The organism is Bacteroidota bacterium (assembly GCA_038746285.1).
Lineage (GTDB): Bacteria > Bacteroidota > Rhodothermia > Rhodothermales > JANQRZ01 > JANQRZ01.
Window position 1 is genome coordinate 18,671 of sequence record JBCDKT010000040.1, and the last position, 16,653, is coordinate 35,323.

Below are 16,653 nucleotides of genomic sequence, written 5' to 3' on the forward strand. Positions count from 1 at the left end.
TCAGTAGGCTGCGACCAAGCACACTTCCAATGCAATGGAACTAGATTCTGAATGGTGAAATGGTCTGCCACCTTGGCTCCGCAACTATCGAGTGAACCTTGGCGGATTAAAGCTATTGAAAAGAATCTGTTTGCCATGCGCGAGCACGACACCGTAGTGCTGACCCGTGATCTTCCCGGCAGCAGCCTTCGCCGGGGCGACGTGGGAGCTATCGTCCACATCTACGCTGACGGAAAAACGATAGAGGTCGAGTTCGTGACCGGGTCGGGAGCGACGGTGGCGGTGGAGACGCTCTCGGCGAGCGACGTGCGACCGCTCGGGCAGGAGGAGATTTTGCACGCCCGCGAGCTTGCCGCCTAGCCTGTGCTGACGCGCCGCGCTGCTCTCTTGCTCGCCGTGCCGGTGGCGCTCGTGCTCGTCGGGTACGTGCTGTGGCCGGCGTTGCAGACGTTTGGCCTCGGGATCGGGCACCTCGGCGAGTTCTTCGGTGGGTGGCGCTCGGCGAACGTGCGGGCGCTCGTCAACTCGGTCGGGATTTCGCTGGCGACGGTGGCGGGGGCGAGTGTGGTCGGGACCGGCCTCGCGTGGGGGCTGTGGCGCTACGGGCTGTACCCAACGGCACTCCGGCGGGCACTGCAGGCGGCGGCGGCGCTGCCACTCGCACTCCCGCCGCTCGTCGGCGTGCTGGCGTTTCTGTTTCTCTACGGTGAGACGGGCATCCTCCCGCGCGCGCTCCGCGACGGGCTGGGCCTCGCCGAGGTGCCATTCGGCTTCGACGGGCTGAGCGCGGTGTGGCTCGTCCACGTCTACGCCTTCTACGTCTACTTCTTCCTCTTCGCCACCGCCGCGCTACGCGACCTCGACGCGAGCCTGCTCGAGGCCTCGGCCGACCTCGGGGCGAGCGGGTGGCGGGCATTTCGGCGCGTCGTCCTCCCGCTCCTCCGGCCCGCGCTCGTCGGGGCGTCGCTGCTGGTGTTCATGCTCTCGATGGCGAGCTTCACGGCTCCCCTCCTCTTCGCCGGGACCGAGCCGTTTCTGACGGTGCAGATCTACAACCTCAAGCTCAACGGCGACCTCGCCCTCTCCGCCGCCGTCTCAACCGTTCTGACGGCGATCTGCCTCGCGTTCCTGTTTCTCCTTGAAGCGAAGCCGGGCCGCAACCTTCTCGGCGCGTCGAAGGGCACGGCGCGGCCGGTGCAGCCCATCGGCGGGCCGGCGGCGTGGGTGGCCGGCGTCGGCGTTGGGGTCGTCCTGCTGTTCGTCGTTCTTCCAATCCTGACCGTCGGGCTGATCTCATTTGCCGACGCGAGCAGTTGGACCGTCGAGATTCTGCCGCAGCGGTGGACGCTCGCCAACTACGCCTCGCTCTTCGCCGACCCACAGTTCTTCGACCCCATTGCCAACAGCCTCCAGATGGCGACGCTCGCGACGGTCCTAAACGTCGTCTTCGGGGTTGCGGTGGCGGTCGTGATCGCGCAGCGGACCGTGCCCGGGCGCTGGCTGATCCGCACACTCGCCGTCCTGCCGTTTGCGATCCCGGGCACCGTCATCGCGCTCAACCTCATCGTGACCTTCTCGCAGCCGTCGCCACTCTCGGCCGGGCAGGTCCTCGTCGGGAGTTTCTGGATCCTTCCGCTGGCCTACTTCATCCGCCACATCCCGCTCGTCGTCCGCGCGACGACCGCCGCACTCGAAGGTTTCGACGAGCGCCTGACCGAGGCCTCGGCCGACCTCGGGGCCTCGACGTGGACGACGTTCCGGTGCGTGGTGTGGCCGGCGATCCTGCCCGGCGTGGCGGCGGGAACGCTGCTCACGTTCGTCGCATCGCTCGGCGAGTTCGTCTCGTCGATCATGCTCTACGTCTTCGGTAACCGGCCGATCTCGGTCGAGATTCTGGCCCAGCTCCGGCTCTACGAGTTCGGCGCGGCAGCGGCCTACAGCGTGCTGCTGATGGTGCTCGTCGGACTCTCGACGCTGGTGCTCCGCTTCGCGGGCACGCGGCCGGGGTAAAAATCACGGACAGGTAAAACGATAGACGTCCCGGCGCGTACTATCTTCTCCGGCATGTAAGCGTTTTCATCCCACCATGAAGCTCACCGTCCTCGGTGCCGGCCCCATCGGGTCCGCGATTGCCTGCGACCTGGCCTCCCGGCCCGAGGTCACGCACGTCCAGGTGTGCGACGCGCGCAGCGGCACCTTGCACGCACTCAAGGAGCGCCTGCACAACCCCAAGCTGCGTACGGTCCGAGTGGACGTCCGCGACGAGCGTGCCCTCGCGCCGGTCCTGAGCGGGAGCACATGCGTGGTCGGTAGCGGCGACGCCTCACTCAACCCCAAGCTCGCGGCCCTCGCCGTCGGCCTCGGGGCGCACTTCTGCGACCTCGGCGGAGACGACCGGGCGGTGCAGCAAGAACTCGCGCTCCACGACACGGCTGCCCGCCGCTCGCGCTGGATCGTCCCGAACTGCGGCCTCGCGCCCGGCCTGGTCAACGTCCTCGTCCTCCACGGGCTCGACCGGTTCGACGAAGTGGAGGCCGTCACGATGCGCGTCGGCAACATCCCCGTCGAGGCCGAGGCACCGCTCTTTCACCGGCTCGGCTACGGGGTCGAGCGGCTCGTGATGAGCTACACGACCCCGGCTCCCGCCATGGAGGGTGGCGCGCTTCGGACCGTCGAGCCGCTGACCGGGCTGGAGGCGATTTCGTTCGAGGCTCCCTTCGAGGACCTGGAAGCCTTTCACACCGCCGGCAAGCTCTCGACGCTCCCGCTCGACCTCCAGGGGCGCGTGCAGCGGCTGGACTACAAGACGCTCCGGCACCCCGGCCACGCGGCGGCGATGCGCGCCGTGCTCGCCCTCGGCTTCGGCGAAGACCGGTCGGTCGATGTGCGGACGCACCTGAGCTACCGCGACCTGCTCACCCGCCGCCTCCGCCAGCGAATCGGCGGGACGCCGCACGACGCCGTCCTGGTCCGCATCCGGCTCGACGGCCGGGCAGACGGCGAGGCGCGGGCGCTCACGTTCGAGCTCGTCGACCGCTACGACGAGGCGACGGGCTTCACGGCCATGCAGCGCTCGACGAGTTTCCCGGCCGCCGCCGTTGCGATGCTGCTGGCGACCGGGGTCGTGCCCGGCGGCGGCGCAGCCCCGCCGGAGCGCATCGTCCCGCCGGAGCCGTACTTCGGCGACCTCGCCGCGCACGGCCTCGGCCTCCGCCAGCGGTGGGACGACGAGCCGTTCGAGCCAGTCGCCCGCTCTGCGACAGCGGAGGCGTGAGGTTCAGAGAGCGGCGAGGGAGAAGAGAGCATGCAACGCGGTGCTCTCGCCTCCATCTCTTCACCTCTCGTCTCTCTTTTCTCTACGCACCGTAGGCGCGGAGGACCTCGCCGCTGTGCTCGGCTCCTGCGTCCGAGCAGAGCATCGCGCACCGTTCGGCGACGTGCTCCGCCGAGACGCCTTCGCCGCTGTCGCCTTCGAAGAGAATCGTTGACGGGGCGACGGCGGCGGCCGTGATGCCCTGCCCGGCGTACTCGGCCGCGACCGACTCGACGAGGCGCACGATGCCCGCCTTCGAGGCGGAGTAGGCCGCCTGCTCGGCCACGCCACCCTCTGCGCCCTGGCGCGAGGCGATCCCGACGAGCCGACCGCTGCGCCCGTCCATCTGCCGCACGGCCTCGCGGAAGCACAAGAACCCCGAGGTCAGGTTGACCCTCAGCATCGTCTCCCAGTCTGCCAGCGAGGTCTCGGCAAACGGCTGCCCGTCCCACATGCCGACGGTGTGGACGAGCGCGTCCGGCGCGCCTAGCTGCTCCGTGACCTGGCCGAATGCCGCCTGCACCGCCGCCTCATCGACGAGGTCCGCCTGGAAGAGGTGCAGCCGGTCGGCGTCCGCGGCGGCGTCCGCCGAGCGGTCGAGGCCCGCGACGGTCGCGCCGCTCTTGAGGAGGCGGCGCGTGAGCACGCGGCCGAGGCGGCCCGAGGCTCCGGTGAGGACGACGGTTTTGCCTGCGAGGTCAATAGTCATGAGAGTTATCGGAGGGCCGGGAGACCAGCAGACTGGGCGGTTGGTATGACCAGATCACCCAATCAGCGAATCACCCAATCAGTCACTGGAAGACGTGTGGTCGTGGACGACGCGCCAGCCTTCCGGGCGCTTTTCGAGCAGCAGGGTGAACAGGCCGTTCGGTTCGTCCTCGGCGCGCTCCAGGTGCCAGCGTCCGAAGACGAGCGACCAGGTCGGCGCGAGGAGGCGCACGTCGAGGCTGTCGAAGCGGAGCGTCCCCATCGCGGCGCGGTCGGGGTAGCCGCGCTCGTAGCTGTCGAGGGTGGTCTGCCAGCCGGTGCGGACGTTGCCGCCGGAGGCGAAGCGGAGCGTCTCGCTCTGCGCGTAGCCCTCCATGAAGCCGCGCAGCGAGCCTGCGTTCCACGCCGTCACCTGGCGGTCGAGCACGGCGCGGACGGAGTCGGCCTCTACTGCCGGTGCAGTGGCTGGGGGAGACGGGACGGGCTCCGCATCGGGCTCGGTGCAGGCGGTCTGCGCGAGCATGGCCAGGGCGAGCGTCCAGCCCAGGGCAGGGAAATGTCGAGGAGGCATGAAGGGCAGAGACGAAAGGGACGATACCGGCGTTACTTCACCGCCTCGGGCTACGGCCCACGCGGTGCAGGACAGCGAAGCGACAGCAAAGGTAACCGATCCCGGACGGTCGCGGGCACCGTTCTTCCCTTGAAATCAGGGCGTATCGGCATTACTTTCCGCCCCGGCGCTCCCGGCCCCGCAGGCCGCGCTGCTGCCTCTTCGACTCCCTGCTCACCTACCGAATACGCCTAGACGCGCCTCCGCTACCTCACGATCCGGGCGACCTCTCGACTGCCGACCGAACGGCTCGGGGTTGCTGCTCCTAGAGAACCCGCGCGTGCGTATGTCCCGCTCGACCCCCCCGTCGGAGGGCCGTGCCCTGCTGTTGACCCTCGTCGGCAGCGTGGCGCTGGCCGGCGTGTGCCTGCTCGCGGCCTACGACCCCTCCGAGGCGGCACCGGGCGCTGGTTCGACTCTGGACCGGACGACCCTGTTGCACCACGCCGTCCTCGCGCTGCCGGCGACCGCGCCCGATCTCCGCAGCCGGCGGTCCCTCCTCGTCCGGCGCGACACGGACACGACGGGGCTGGGGCCGCTCGACTTCTTGGACGACGTCCTGCTCGCGGACTCCTCCCTGGCGGACTCACTCGTCGAGGGCGACTCGGTGCGAGCCGACTCGCTGGCGACCCTCGCGGACACGACCGAAGCGCTCCCCGATACCGGCTTCGCGGCCCGCCTCCTCCCGCCGTTTCGCCGCGACCGGTACAGCGCGTCGCTCGCGCCGCGCCGGCGCCGGGCGCTCGGGGCCGGGCTCGGGACCTACTGGCAGCGACGCGTCGAGCTGGACTCCGTCTCGTCCGACTACACCATCACCGAGCGGGTCGGCGAGGGGGACGTGCGCGTGCCGGTCCGCCTCGGCCTCGACGCCTACCGCGAGCAGCGGCTCCGCCTCGGGCTCGAGGACAACTACCGCGACCTCGTCAGCCAGCGGGCGCGCCAGCAGCAGCGGCGCAGTGGCCTCGGGTTCGACTTCGACATTCCGGGCGGGCGCAACAGCGCCTTCGCCGGCATCTTCGGCACCAACGAGGTCGACCTCCGCGTCAACGGCCAGGCCAACGTCGACGTCGGCTTCGCCTACCGGCAGAACGAGCAGCAGGAGGCCGCCACCGGCCAGGGCGGCCGCGTCGACCCCGACTTCGGGCAGGAGCTCGGCCTCGGCATCACCGGCACGATCGGCGACAAGCTCCAGATCAACGTCAACTACGACACCCAGAACGACTTCGACTTCCAGAACCAGGTCAAGCTCACCTACACCGGCTACGAAGACGAGATCCTCCAGCGCGTCGAGGCGGGCAACGTCTTCCTCCAGACGCCGAGCGACCTCATCCGGGGCGGGCAGCGCCTCTTCGGCATCCGCACCGACCTCCAGGTGGGCGGCCTCGGCGTGACCGTCGTGGCGAGCCAGCAGGACGCCGAGAGCGACGAGCTGACGATCGAGGGCGGCAGCCAGACGACGACCTTCACCAAGCGCCCGACCGAGTACGAGGACAACGCCAACTTCTACCTCGGCTACTACTTCCACAACCGCTGGGACGCCGCCCACGCCAACCCGCCCAATGTCAGTCTCGGACCCAGCGGTTTCAGCCAGCTCATCGATCTCGAAGTCTTTCTCTTCGAGCAGAACAACCTCAGCAACTCGGGCAACGACGACCCGATCGTCCGCGGCATCGCGCTGCTCGACCTCGGTGAACCGGCCGGCGTGCTTGCTGGCGGGCAAGCTTACCTCGCCGCCGAGGGAGAGACCCCATCGCTCCCCGACTCGACCGCCGACCGCTACTCGCCGGCCGACCTCGACCTCCTTCGCACGCCGACGAGCCAGAACCCAGACCTTGACGTGGCCGACCTATTTGGGCTCGAAAACGCCGACTTTTTTGACTCCTCGTTCCGCCGGCTGCGCGACGGGCAGGACTACACATGGGATCCCCTCCTCGGCAGCCTCAGCCTGAAGCGCTCGCTGAGCAACAACGAGGCCGTCGCCGTCGCCTACCGCTACCAGCGCGACGACGGGACCGTCGTTGAGGTCGGCGACTTCGGCGAGGGCACTGGCGGCGACATCGACGACCCGCGCATCGTGCTGAAGCTGCTGCGTGGTCCGAACCCGCGCCCGGACAACGCCTCGTGGGACCTCACGATGCGCAACATCTACCGCGTCGGAGGCTCGGCCTTCAACGCGGCTGACTTCCAGCTTCAGGTACTCTACGCCCCCCCAGGCGCGACGCCGCAGCGCACGCTGCCCGGCGTCGACGTGGGGCAGCCGCCGCGGACGCTGCTCCAGACGCTCGGGCTGGACCGCGTCAACCAGGACGGCGCCCGCACTACGGACGACCTCTTCGACTTCCTCCAGGGCTACACCGTCGACTCCGGCAACGGACGCATCATCTTTCCCTACCGCCAGCCCTTCGGCGAACATCTGGAGCGCGTGCTCCGCGGCCAGTTCCAGGAAGTAGGCCCCGCGGTCCCGGTGGCCTTCCAGGGACTGAGCGCCGACGAGGCCGTCGAGGAGTTCGTCTTCTCAGAGCTGTACGAGGAGACCCAGGCCGAGGCTGACCGCGTCACGGACAAAAACGTCTACAACATTTCCGGCGAGTTCCGCGGGTCAGTGCAGGAGATCTACGACCTCGGCTTCTCGCCCGTCGAGAACTCTGTCCAGGTCCGCAGCGGCGGCATCGAGCTGGTCGAGGGCTCGGACTATACCGTTGACTACATCACCGGCACCGTCACCATCACCAACCCCGCCTTCCTCACGAGTGGGCGCGACGTGTCGATCTCGTTCGAGCGCAACCAGTTCGTTGCGATCCAGAAGAAGACCCTCCTCGGCCTGCGCGCCGACTACACCTTTAACGACCGGTTCGGGATCGGGGCGACGTGGATGCGGCTCTCGGAGAAACCGCTGATCGACAAGTTCCGGCTGGGCGAGGAGCCGATTGCGAACTCCATCTGGGGCTTCGACGCCGCCTACGCCGCTGAGCCCCGCTGGATGACCCGGCTCGTCGACGCACTCCCGCTCATCCAGACGCGGGCCCCGAGTTCCTTCGAGTTCAAAGGCGAGTTCGCCCAGCTCAACCCCGGCCACCCGGAGACCTTCGCCTTCGAGCAGTCGCGCGACGACCTCCGGGACCTCGGGCGCGACTTCAAGGAGGACGAGCAGAACGGCTCGATCTCGTACATCGACGACTTCGAGGGAACCGAGAACTCGTTTAGCCTGCTCCAGCCGGGGTCGTGGCGCCTCGCGGCCGCACCCGAGGGCATCGAAGAGGCCCCCGGCGCGGGTCCGCTCGGGGCTGAGACCTACCTGAGCGACCTGCCGGGCCAGGAATCCATCACCTCGCCTTTCCTGCGGACGAGCTGGCGCGGGCGCTTCGCGTGGTACACCGTCCTCGCGGCCACTTATGAGAATGACAACCTCGCGCCCCTCGCGGGCAGCCAAGCGACCTCTCGCGTCTTCATCAAGGAGGTGTTCGAGGACCGCGAACTCCAGCCCGGCAGTCCGCCCAACCTCCCGACCCTCGACCTCTACCTCGACCCGGCCGAGCGCGGCCCCTACAACTACAACGCCGCGCTCGGGACCACCTTCGCCGACAACCCACAGGACGTGTGGGGTGGCATGACGCAGCGCCTCCCCGAAGGCTTCACCGACTTCGACGCCCGGAATAACATCGAGTTCGTCGAGTTCATCTTCTCGCCCTTTGGCGGCAGGAACGGCGAGTCGGACATCGCCTCGACGGCGAAGCTCTACGTCGACCTCGGGCAAACGAGCGAGGACGTCATCCCGAACCGGCAGTACAACAACGAGGACGGCCTGCTCTCGGTGACGAACGAGGACGCGTGGGGCCGTCCGTCCGGTGGCCAGCAGGACGGAATCATCAACATCAACGACGAGACGCAGCGTACCGAGGACCTCGGCCTCGACGGACTGCCGTCGCAGATCGCAGCCCAGGCTGCGGCCGATAACGGCACGCCGTACAACGTTTCGACTGAAGCCGAAAAGTTCGCCCCATTCCTCGACACCCTCGCTCTCACCGCCGGGTCCGGGAGTTCCGCTCTAGCCCTGGCCCAGTTCGACCCCTCGGCCGACGACTACCACTCGTTCCAGGAGGACGGCTTCTTCAACAACGGCACGTTCTTCCCCGGTGGCGCTACGCTGCAAGAGCGCTTCAGCTTCCTCTTCCCCGGCCTCGAGCTCAACTCGCTCGAGGCCCAGCGGCAGATCTCGGAGAGCGGAGCCCCCGGCAACTCCCGCTTCCCCGACTCCGAGGACCTCAACCTGAACCTCTCGCTCGACCAGGCCGAGCGCTTCTTCCGCTACGAGATCCCACTTGACCCAGGGCTTGTAGACCGGCCGTGCATGGAGGGGCAGACCGAGAACTGCAACCCGTTCTACGTCACCACGATCTTCAACGAGAACCAGAGCGAGAATCCTGCGGGACGCGAGTGGTACCTGATCCGCATTCCCGTCCGCTCCGACCAGAAAGCGGCCGTCGGCGGCATCGAGGACTTCAGCCTCATCGAGACGATCCGGCTGTGGACTCAGGGGCACGAGGAGGCTGCTACGCTTCGCTTCGCCACGCTCGACCTCGTCGGAAGCCAGTGGCTCAAGTCCGAGCAGATCGGACCGCAGGAAGGTCCCGACGACGACCTAGAGGACGGCGAAGCCGGACTCCCGAACGAGAACTTCGAGAACATCCCGACGTCCTTCATCGCGACGATCAACACGGAGGAGAACCCGGACCAGTACGAGGTCCCCAACGGGGCTGTCCAGTCCTTCTCGCGCGACCCCACGTCGGGCCGTACGATCCCGCAGCGCGAGCAGGCCCTCGCGCTCCGGGTCGACGACCTCGGCGACGGGCAGGAGCGAGCCATCTTCAAGCCGTACACCAACAGACTCGACCTGACGAAGTACTCGAACCTGCGGACATTCGTCCACGGCGAGGGCTTCGAGCGCGAGGACTCGGTGCGCGTCTTCCTTCGCCTCGGCTCGAACGAGACCCAGGACTACTACGAGATCGAGCAGCCCGTCTATCCCTTCGATACCGATGACCTGGCCGCTATCGGCGAGAACGACGAAGTCCAGCGCGCCGACAGCCTGTGGCAGACCAACGTCCGCGTCCAGACAGCGAACGGCACCGAGTTCATCGACCTCAACTCGATCAACGTCGAGTTCGACGCGCTCAACAAGCTGAAGCTGGAGCGCGACCAGGCCGTGGACGCCAACAACAACCCGGTCTCGCTCGACTCGGTCTACACCGCCCAGTCGATCCCGCTCGACTTCGCGCCGCCGGGAGCCATCATCCGCATCCGGGGCAACCCCTCGATCAAGGACGTCTCGAACATCGTCCTCGGCGTGCGCAACGGGCGCGACCGCTTCGCCCGGCCGGTCAACGTCGAGCTGTGGTACAACGAGCTGCGCGTCTCCGGCTTCGACGAGCAGCCCGGCTGGAGCGCCTACGCCCGGACGACAGTCCGCCTCGCGGACTTCGTCGACCTCAACGCGCGCTACGACCAGCAGACGGACGGCTTCGGCGACCTCTCGAGCGGGCTCGGGACGCGGACGTTCGAGGACAGCTGGGGCTACAGCGTGACCACCAACCTCAACGTCCACAAGTTCATCCCCGAGCGCTACGGCTGGCGCATTCCCGTCAACCTCTCTGTCCAGCGCGACGTCTCGACGCCGCGCTTCTCGCCGAGCCGGGGTGACATCACCGTCGCCCAGGAGATCGCCCAGATCGAGGAGAGCAACGCGCTCACGCCGGAGGAGAAGGACCGCGAGATCCGCGAGATCCGGGCTGCAGCCGAAACCGTAGGCACCTCGCGCGTGATCCGGGTGCCGATCTCGAAGACGGGGAGCCGCAGCCCGTGGCTCCGCTACACGCTCGACGGCCTCTCGCTGACCTACTCGAACACGCTTCGCCAGCAGCGGACCCCGGCCCAGCAGTTCAACGACACCGACCAGTGGAACGGCACCGTGGCCTACCGCTTGGCAGTCCCCCGGCCGAAGACGGTGCGGCCGTTCTGGTTCCTCGGCGAGCTTCCGGTCGTCGGCGTGCTCGGCGGGCTGCGGCTCAACGTGCTCCCGCAGAGCCTCCGCCTCTCGGCCGACGCCAGCCGCTCGGTCAACGCCAACCAGGACCGCCCGCGCCGCGGCTCGTTCAACACCATCACCGACAGCCTCGACCGTGCGGCGCGCATCGCGGTCGAGCGCGAGCGCCCCGACTTCATCTACCCGATCCGCGAGCAGCACACCTTCAACCACCGCCGCAACTTCGAGCTGGGCTACAACCCGTTCCAATTCCTCCAACTCCAGTACCGCTCCGACGTGCGCCAGAGCCTCAACAGCGCCGGGGCCGACGAGACCTTCGCTACGCTCATCCAGGACTACCGAGGCGGCGACGTGAACAACTTCCGCGTCCTCAATCTGAGCCAGGCCGAGGTGCTGGATCAGGAGTTCGGCGGGGCGACCACACCGCCGGACTCAGTCTCGATCTTCCCGGTAACCCGGCTCGACGTGGTTCCGGCGACCCAGGTTTTCGGCGACCTCCTCACCGGCGAGCGCAGCATCCTGACCGACGACTACAACCAAACCACGAGCGCGACCGTGCAGTCGCCCATCGAGCGGGTGGAGGCGCTATCGTGGCTCCAGATCCGGCCGCTGACCTACACCGGTACCTTCTCGTGGCGCTTCACTCCGCTCCCCGGCGTGGACCCGCGCCAGCGCGCCGACACGGTGACCGTTGCCTCCGTGGCCAACCAGACCTCGCTCCAGAGCGGCCTCAGCATTCGGTTCGGCGAGCTGTTCGAGAAGATCGGCCCGTACCGGCGGCTGCGCGAGAGCCAGGAGGAGGCCCAGCAGAACCGCCAGACCCGGCGGCAGGACTTCGAGCGCGACCTCCAGGCATACCGCACGGCGCGCGACCGGGTGGAACGCGCCGAGGAGGACCTGCGCGAGGCCGAGGACGCAATCCTGGCTGAAGCCGACTCGGTCGCCCTCGACTCGGCTTCGGTGGCCGCGGGCGAGGACCGCCTGGCCGCGCTGCGCGAGAGCCTCGCGGACGCGCAGGCGGCGGCCGACACGCTCGCGCGGCCCAGCCCGCCGCTCCCCATCCCCAACCCGGTCGACCTGCTGCGGCGCGGGTTCCTCGGCCTCACCGGGCCGCGCGACTTCACGCTCACCTACAACGGCAGCTTCAGCGGAAGCTCCCAAGGCGTCCGTGACCCCGGCTACAGCTTCCTCGACGGCCTCACCGGCGACGGCCCCGGCATCGGCTACCGGCTCGGCTTCGACCGGCGCATCGGGGCCGGCGAGCAGGACCGCTTCTTCGGCGACGAGTTCTCCACGATCCAGGTCCAGGACGAGCTCCGGGACGACCACCGGCTTGGGGCGCGCACCTCGCTCGAGTTCAGCCAGGCGCTCCGCGTGGACCTGACGTGGGACCTCGGCCTCAACACCCAGCGGACGTTCGCCTTCTCGCGCGAGAGCATCGGCACCCCGACCGTCACCGAGCGCGGCAACGGCAGCGCCACCATCCTCTCGCTCGGCGGCACGTACAACGACTTCTTCGACCTCCACCGCGAGCGCTACAGCGCGGCCATCAACACCGACACGATCGCCGGGGTCAACGTGTCCGGCGACCTGCTGACGCAAAACGCCGTCGTAGAGGACTTCCGCTCGGCCTTTGTGACCGGCCTGGGCAGCATCGGGCGCGGCGGCTTCAACGTGCTGCCGCTACCCAACTGGACGGTCAACTACACCGGCATCGCAAACTTCCCCATCGTCCGCGCCCTGACGCAGTCGGCCACGCTCCAGCACGGCTACTCGGCGACCTACGACGTGGGCTTCCTCTCGAACCCGCAGGAGGGCACGCTCAACGAGGAGCGCCTCTCGCTCACGAACGCCGACGGCATCACAAACACCGTGCGCTTCATCTCGGAGACGCCGTTCCTGGAGGCCAACTCGGTCCGCGTCAGCAAGCGGTTCCAGCCGCTCGTGGGCCTCAACCTCGGGTTCAAGGGCGGCTTCCAGACGGACCTCCGCTGGAGTTCCAGCGAGAGCTATGCCCTCACCCCCGCCTCGGCCGAGGTCAACCAGACGCAGACGCGGGAGTTCTCGCTCCGGGTGAGCTTCAACAAGACGGGCCTCCGCATCCCGCTCCCGTTCCTGAACCGGCGACGGCTCAACAACAACTTCCGCTTCAGCCTGATCGCCTCCCAGGCCAACAACCTCACGCGCCGCTTCGAACTGCGCTCGGACCTGGAGCAAGACATCTCGAACCTGCGTACCCCAACCTTCCGCAACCCGCTGGGCGAAGTCACGACCCGCCTCTCGCTCGAACCGTCGATCACCTACACGCTTTCGAACCAGGTCCGGGTGACGGCGTTCGTGCGCTACAACCAGTTCGACAGCGAGGGCAGCCGCAACCCTTCGACCTCGACCCTCGACGGCGGCTTCACCTTCAACGTGTCGTTCTCGAATTAGGAGCGGAAGAGGGCAGGCGGGGAAGAACGGAAGAGGGCCTTCGTGCGAGGCGCGGCGGTCTTCGTAGTTTTCCCAGCTTTCCTGCGCCCTTCCGCCCTTCCGCCCTTCCGCCCTTCCGCCCTTCCGCCCTTCCGCCCTTCCGCCCTTCCGCCCTTCCGCCCTTCCGCTCATGCCTCAGCCCGCTGCCGTCTGCCACCTCGGCCGGACCGAGTACGAAGCCGCATGGGACCTCCAGCGCCGGGTCCAGGAGCGGCTGATCGACGCAAAGCGTGCCGAGCCGGCGGAGGCGCTGCCGCACGTCCTCCTCGTCGTCGAGCACCCGCACGTCTTCACGCTCGGCAAGAGCGGCGACCGGGCACACCTGCTGGCCGACGAGGCGCTCCTGGCGCAGCGCGAGGCGTCGTTCGTCCCCGTAGACCGCGGCGGCGACATCACCTACCACGGCCCCGGCCAACTCGTCGCCTACCCGGTCCTCGACCTCGACCGGCTGCGCTACCCGGACGGCGACCGGGCGACCGACATCCACCGCTACCTCCGCACGCTCGAAGAGGCCGTCATCCAGACGTGCGCGGACTACGGCCTTGAGGCCGGCCGCGTGGCGGGCCGCACCGGCGTGTGGATCGACGCCGGCACGGAGCGCGAGCGGAAAGTCTGCGCCTTCGGGGTCCGGTGCAGCCGGTGGGTGACCATGCACGGCCTCGCGCTCAACCTCAACACGGACCTCTCGTACTTCGGCCACATCGTCCCATGCGGCATCGCGGACCGCGGCGTCACCTCGCTCGCCGCCGAACTCGGCCGGCCGGTGGACGAGGCCGAGGCCACGGGCCGCCTGCTGCACCACCTCACCGGCGCGTTCGGGCTCAACCCGACGGAGCACGCGTCGGAGGAGGCGTACCACTTTTTCGCCGGAATCGGCGTAACCTCCGGCGCGGCGGCTGTGTAGACACTCCGCGCGGCTTTCCGCTCGACACTCCTCCCTCTTTCGTCCTATTTTACCGCCTCACCCAGCACCCACGTCTATGGCTTTCAGCATCGAACACTTCGCCCGCCAGCTTCTCATCGAGGCGCTCTTCTACGACGAGGACTACGTCGCGCTCGGCAACGTCAGCCTGATCGACGGAGCCAGCCAGAAGGAGCTGTACCTCGCCTCGTTCGATCCCGAGCGGGACATCTTCCTGCTCGAAGAGGCCGTCGAGTGGGAGGATCTCGACGCCGACGAGGACGGTGAGATCGACTACGCCCTTGCGGTCGACGGCAAGGAGTACGGGACCTACGAGACCCCGGAGGACGCCGCCGACGCGCTCCTCGGCCTCGCCCGCACCCACGACCTCGTCCCGAGCTTCATGCTCCTCTTCGACGAGGAAGCGGCCTGAGTGCAGCGACAAGTTCACCCTGACAGGCTTGTCATCCTGAACTTGTTTCAGGATCTACGGGCACGCGCCCTAGATCCCGGATCGGGGTCCGGGATGACAAAATGGAGAGCCTATCAAGAATAGCTTGTCGAAGGACTGAGAGCAGAAACGAGGACGAGCGGAAGCAGGGAAGACGAGCGTGACGCGACGCCTCATCCGCTCTTCGGCTCCTCCGCTCTTACGATTCCCAAAGCCAGCAGGCCCCACCCGGCGATGAACGCGGTGCCGCCCATCGGCGTGATGATGCCGAGGCGGGGCGTGTCGGTGAGCACGAGCGCGTAGAGGCTGCCCGCGAACAGGACCGTCCCCACGAGGAACAAGATGCCGGCGGCCCGCACCCACCGGCTCGGACGGCGCTCCAGCAGCAGGCCAACGGCGAGAAGGGCGAGGGCGTGCATGAAATGGTAGAGCGCCGCCGTCTCGAACGCCGCGAGCCGCACGGGCGTGACGGACCCCTCCAGGCCGTGCGCGCCGAACGCCCCGGCAATGACGGCGAGGCCTGCCGACAGAGCGCCGACAGCGAGAAAAAGGCGGGCCGCGCGCTCCATGCTAGGGCTCCATGTTAGGACCGTGGGACGGTGAAGGGCCGCACCGTGTCGTTCAGCTTCAGCGTGTAGTCGCCCGGGGCGAGGGCCTCGTCGAGCATGTAGTAGAACCGGTAGGGGCGGACCACCTGCGTGCACATCGCGCCCTTCGGCCGGCGCATCTCGAAGACGATCTCGATGAGGTTCGCCCGGCGCGTCTGCCGGAGGTCGTGGAGCGCGGTGCAGCCGTCCGGGAGGGCCCCTTTGAGGAACAGTTCGACCGGCCGCCTTCCATTCTCGAACGGCCCCGTGCGCACGTCGAGTTCGCTGAAGTAGGCGGGGTAGTAGAAGTACTCCTGCGCCGAGTCCGGCGGTGCGAGCAGCATCGTCTCTCGGTTCTCATCCTCCTCGACGCGCGAGCCGAACCCTGTGTCCGCTTCTGCCACCTCGGACGAGCCGCCGCAGGCGCTGAGGCTCGCGAGCAGCGCGAGGCCGAGGAGCCAAGTCCCGGTTCTCATCCCTCGCCCTCCAGCAGCGCCACGGTCTCAGCATCGTCGGCGACGTGCTCGATCGGGGCGTCGCCCCAGAGGCGTTCGAGGTCGTAGTAGGCCCGCCGCTCCCGGTCGAAGACGTGGGCGACGACGTTGACGTAGTCGAGCACGACCCACTGATTGTGCTGCGTCCCCTCGCGCTTCCACGGGCGCTCCCCGGCCTCCTTGAGCTGCTCACGCACGGCGTCGGCGATGGCCTTGACCTGCAGGCTCGACTCCCCCGTGCCGATGACGAAGTAGTCCGTCACGCCGGACACCTCGCGCACGTCGATCACCGTAATGTCCACCGCTTTCTTGCTCTGCATCGCTTCGACGGCGAGCGCCGCGAGGCCGCGGGCCGGGTGTTCAGCGGAGGACGGGACCGAGCGGGAAGCGGACGTGGAGGCCATGGAGCGATAGATGGTGAGCGAGCTACCTGAAGAACGTAAAAGGATAGGCGAAGAGGGCAGCGTCTAGGGTTGGTCGGCGAAGGCGTGGAGCGTTTCGTAGTCCCGGCCCAGCACCACCGAAGCGTCAAGATAGTACCCGTCGCCCGGCTCCGAGCGCACATGGGCGTCTCCAATGCCGAGGAGAGCAGCCACCCGCAGCGCGGCTTCCCGGTTCCCAACGCGGTCGATCACGAGTGAGTGCTCCTGCCCGAAGTCCGCGTAGTTGCCGCTTCCGACGACGTCGACGTCGCGGGCGCGGAGGAACTGGGTGGCCTGCCCGGCGATGCCGGTGGCCCCGCAGCCGTTGAGCACCTCGACCTGGATGATGTCGGCCGGCTGTCCTCCGGCGCTGGCCCGGCGGACCGGCTGCGCGTCGGGGCTGAGCGCGCGCGCGGCGAAGGCGTAGAGCAGGACGAGGACGAGCACGACGGCCACCGCGAGACCGGCGTTCAGCAGGAAACTGCTCAGGCGACGGGCCTCAGACATGAGCACTCGGGAGGGGGCAAACGCAGACGCGGGCCCCCCCCCGCCGGGGGGGGGGCGCGGCGGGGGGGGGAGATGGCGGGGCCCAAAACGCGGGGGCGGTCGGCCCACCAGGGGGGTGTTTTGGGCGGCGCCGCACCCCCCCCCGACC

At 68.3% G+C, this 16,653-nt stretch carries 12 protein-coding genes; 6 read left to right on the plus strand and 6 right to left on the minus strand.

Going from position 1 to position 16,653, the window contains the following annotated elements:
- The first annotated feature begins 135 nt into the window (after positions 1–135).
- From AAGI91_12700 to AAGI91_12710, 3 genes are all read left to right on the plus strand, one after another.
- Positions 136–360, plus strand: a complete 225-nt coding sequence (locus tag AAGI91_12700) for a DUF4926 domain-containing protein (GenBank protein ID MEM1043474.1) — start codon at positions 136–138, stop codon at positions 358–360.
- Between the two features lie 3 nt (positions 361–363).
- Positions 364–2,010, plus strand: a complete 1,647-nt coding sequence (locus AAGI91_12705) for an iron ABC transporter permease (protein ID MEM1043475.1) — start codon at positions 364–366, stop codon at positions 2,008–2,010.
- A 76-nt stretch (positions 2,011–2,086) separates the two neighbouring features.
- Positions 2,087–3,274 carry a saccharopine dehydrogenase C-terminal domain-containing protein gene (locus AAGI91_12710; protein ID MEM1043476.1) on the plus strand — a complete coding sequence of 396 codons (1,188 nt, stop codon included), beginning with the start codon at positions 2,087–2,089 and terminating at the stop codon, positions 3,272–3,274.
- An 82-nt stretch (positions 3,275–3,356) separates the two neighbouring features.
- Here the strand turns inward: AAGI91_12710 and AAGI91_12715 are convergent, their stop codons facing one another.
- Together AAGI91_12715 and AAGI91_12720 are read right to left on the minus strand one after the other, a co-directional pair.
- Positions 3,357–4,022: an SDR family NAD(P)-dependent oxidoreductase gene (locus AAGI91_12715; protein ID MEM1043477.1), complete on the minus strand. Its 666-nt coding sequence runs from the start codon at positions 4,020–4,022 to the stop codon at positions 3,357–3,359.
- 78 nt (positions 4,023–4,100) lie between these two features.
- Positions 4,101–4,592, minus strand: a complete 492-nt coding sequence (locus AAGI91_12720) for a DUF4440 domain-containing protein (protein ID MEM1043478.1) — start codon at positions 4,590–4,592, stop codon at positions 4,101–4,103.
- Between the two features lie 325 nt (positions 4,593–4,917).
- Here AAGI91_12720 and sprA point away from each other — a divergent pair, with 325 nt between their 5' ends.
- The 3 genes from sprA to AAGI91_12735 all read left to right on the plus strand — a co-directional run bounded on the left by sprA (position 4,918) and on the right by AAGI91_12735 (position 14,477).
- Positions 4,918–13,104 carry a cell surface protein SprA gene (sprA, locus tag AAGI91_12725; GenBank protein ID MEM1043479.1) on the plus strand — a complete coding sequence of 2,729 codons (8,187 nt, stop codon included), beginning with the start codon at positions 4,918–4,920 and terminating at the stop codon, positions 13,102–13,104.
- A 169-nt stretch (positions 13,105–13,273) separates the two neighbouring features.
- Positions 13,274–14,047: a lipoyl(octanoyl) transferase LipB gene (gene lipB / locus AAGI91_12730; protein ID MEM1043480.1), complete on the plus strand. Its 774-nt coding sequence runs from the start codon at positions 13,274–13,276 to the stop codon at positions 14,045–14,047.
- A 76-nt stretch (positions 14,048–14,123) separates the two neighbouring features.
- Positions 14,124–14,477 (plus strand): hypothetical protein, encoded by a 354-nt coding sequence (locus AAGI91_12735; GenBank protein ID MEM1043481.1) that lies wholly within the window; start codon positions 14,124–14,126, stop codon positions 14,475–14,477.
- Positions 14,478–14,668: 191 nt separating this feature from the next.
- On the opposite strand, the gene AAGI91_12740 is transcribed toward AAGI91_12735, so the two are convergent.
- The 4 genes from AAGI91_12740 to AAGI91_12755 all read right to left on the minus strand — a co-directional run bounded on the left by AAGI91_12740 (position 14,669) and on the right by AAGI91_12755 (position 16,505).
- A complete protein-coding gene (locus AAGI91_12740) occupies positions 14,669–15,064 on the minus strand; it encodes a DUF423 domain-containing protein (GenBank protein MEM1043482.1) in 396 nt (131 codons plus the stop codon).
- A gap of 14 nt (positions 15,065–15,078) precedes the next feature.
- Positions 15,079–15,558 (minus strand): hypothetical protein, encoded by a 480-nt coding sequence (locus tag AAGI91_12745; GenBank protein ID MEM1043483.1) that lies wholly within the window; start codon positions 15,556–15,558, stop codon positions 15,079–15,081.
- The gene (gene rsfS, locus AAGI91_12750; GenBank protein ID MEM1043484.1) at positions 15,555–15,980 is read right to left on the minus strand and encodes a ribosome silencing factor; all 426 of its coding nucleotides are present in this window, start codon (positions 15,978–15,980) and stop codon (positions 15,555–15,557) included. Before rsfS ends, AAGI91_12745 begins: the two co-directional genes overlap by 4 nt.
- 63 nt (positions 15,981–16,043) lie before the next feature.
- A complete protein-coding gene (locus AAGI91_12755; GenBank protein MEM1043485.1) occupies positions 16,044–16,505 on the minus strand; it encodes a LytR C-terminal domain-containing protein in 462 nt (153 codons plus the stop codon).
- Positions 16,506–16,653 lie beyond the last annotated feature (148 nt).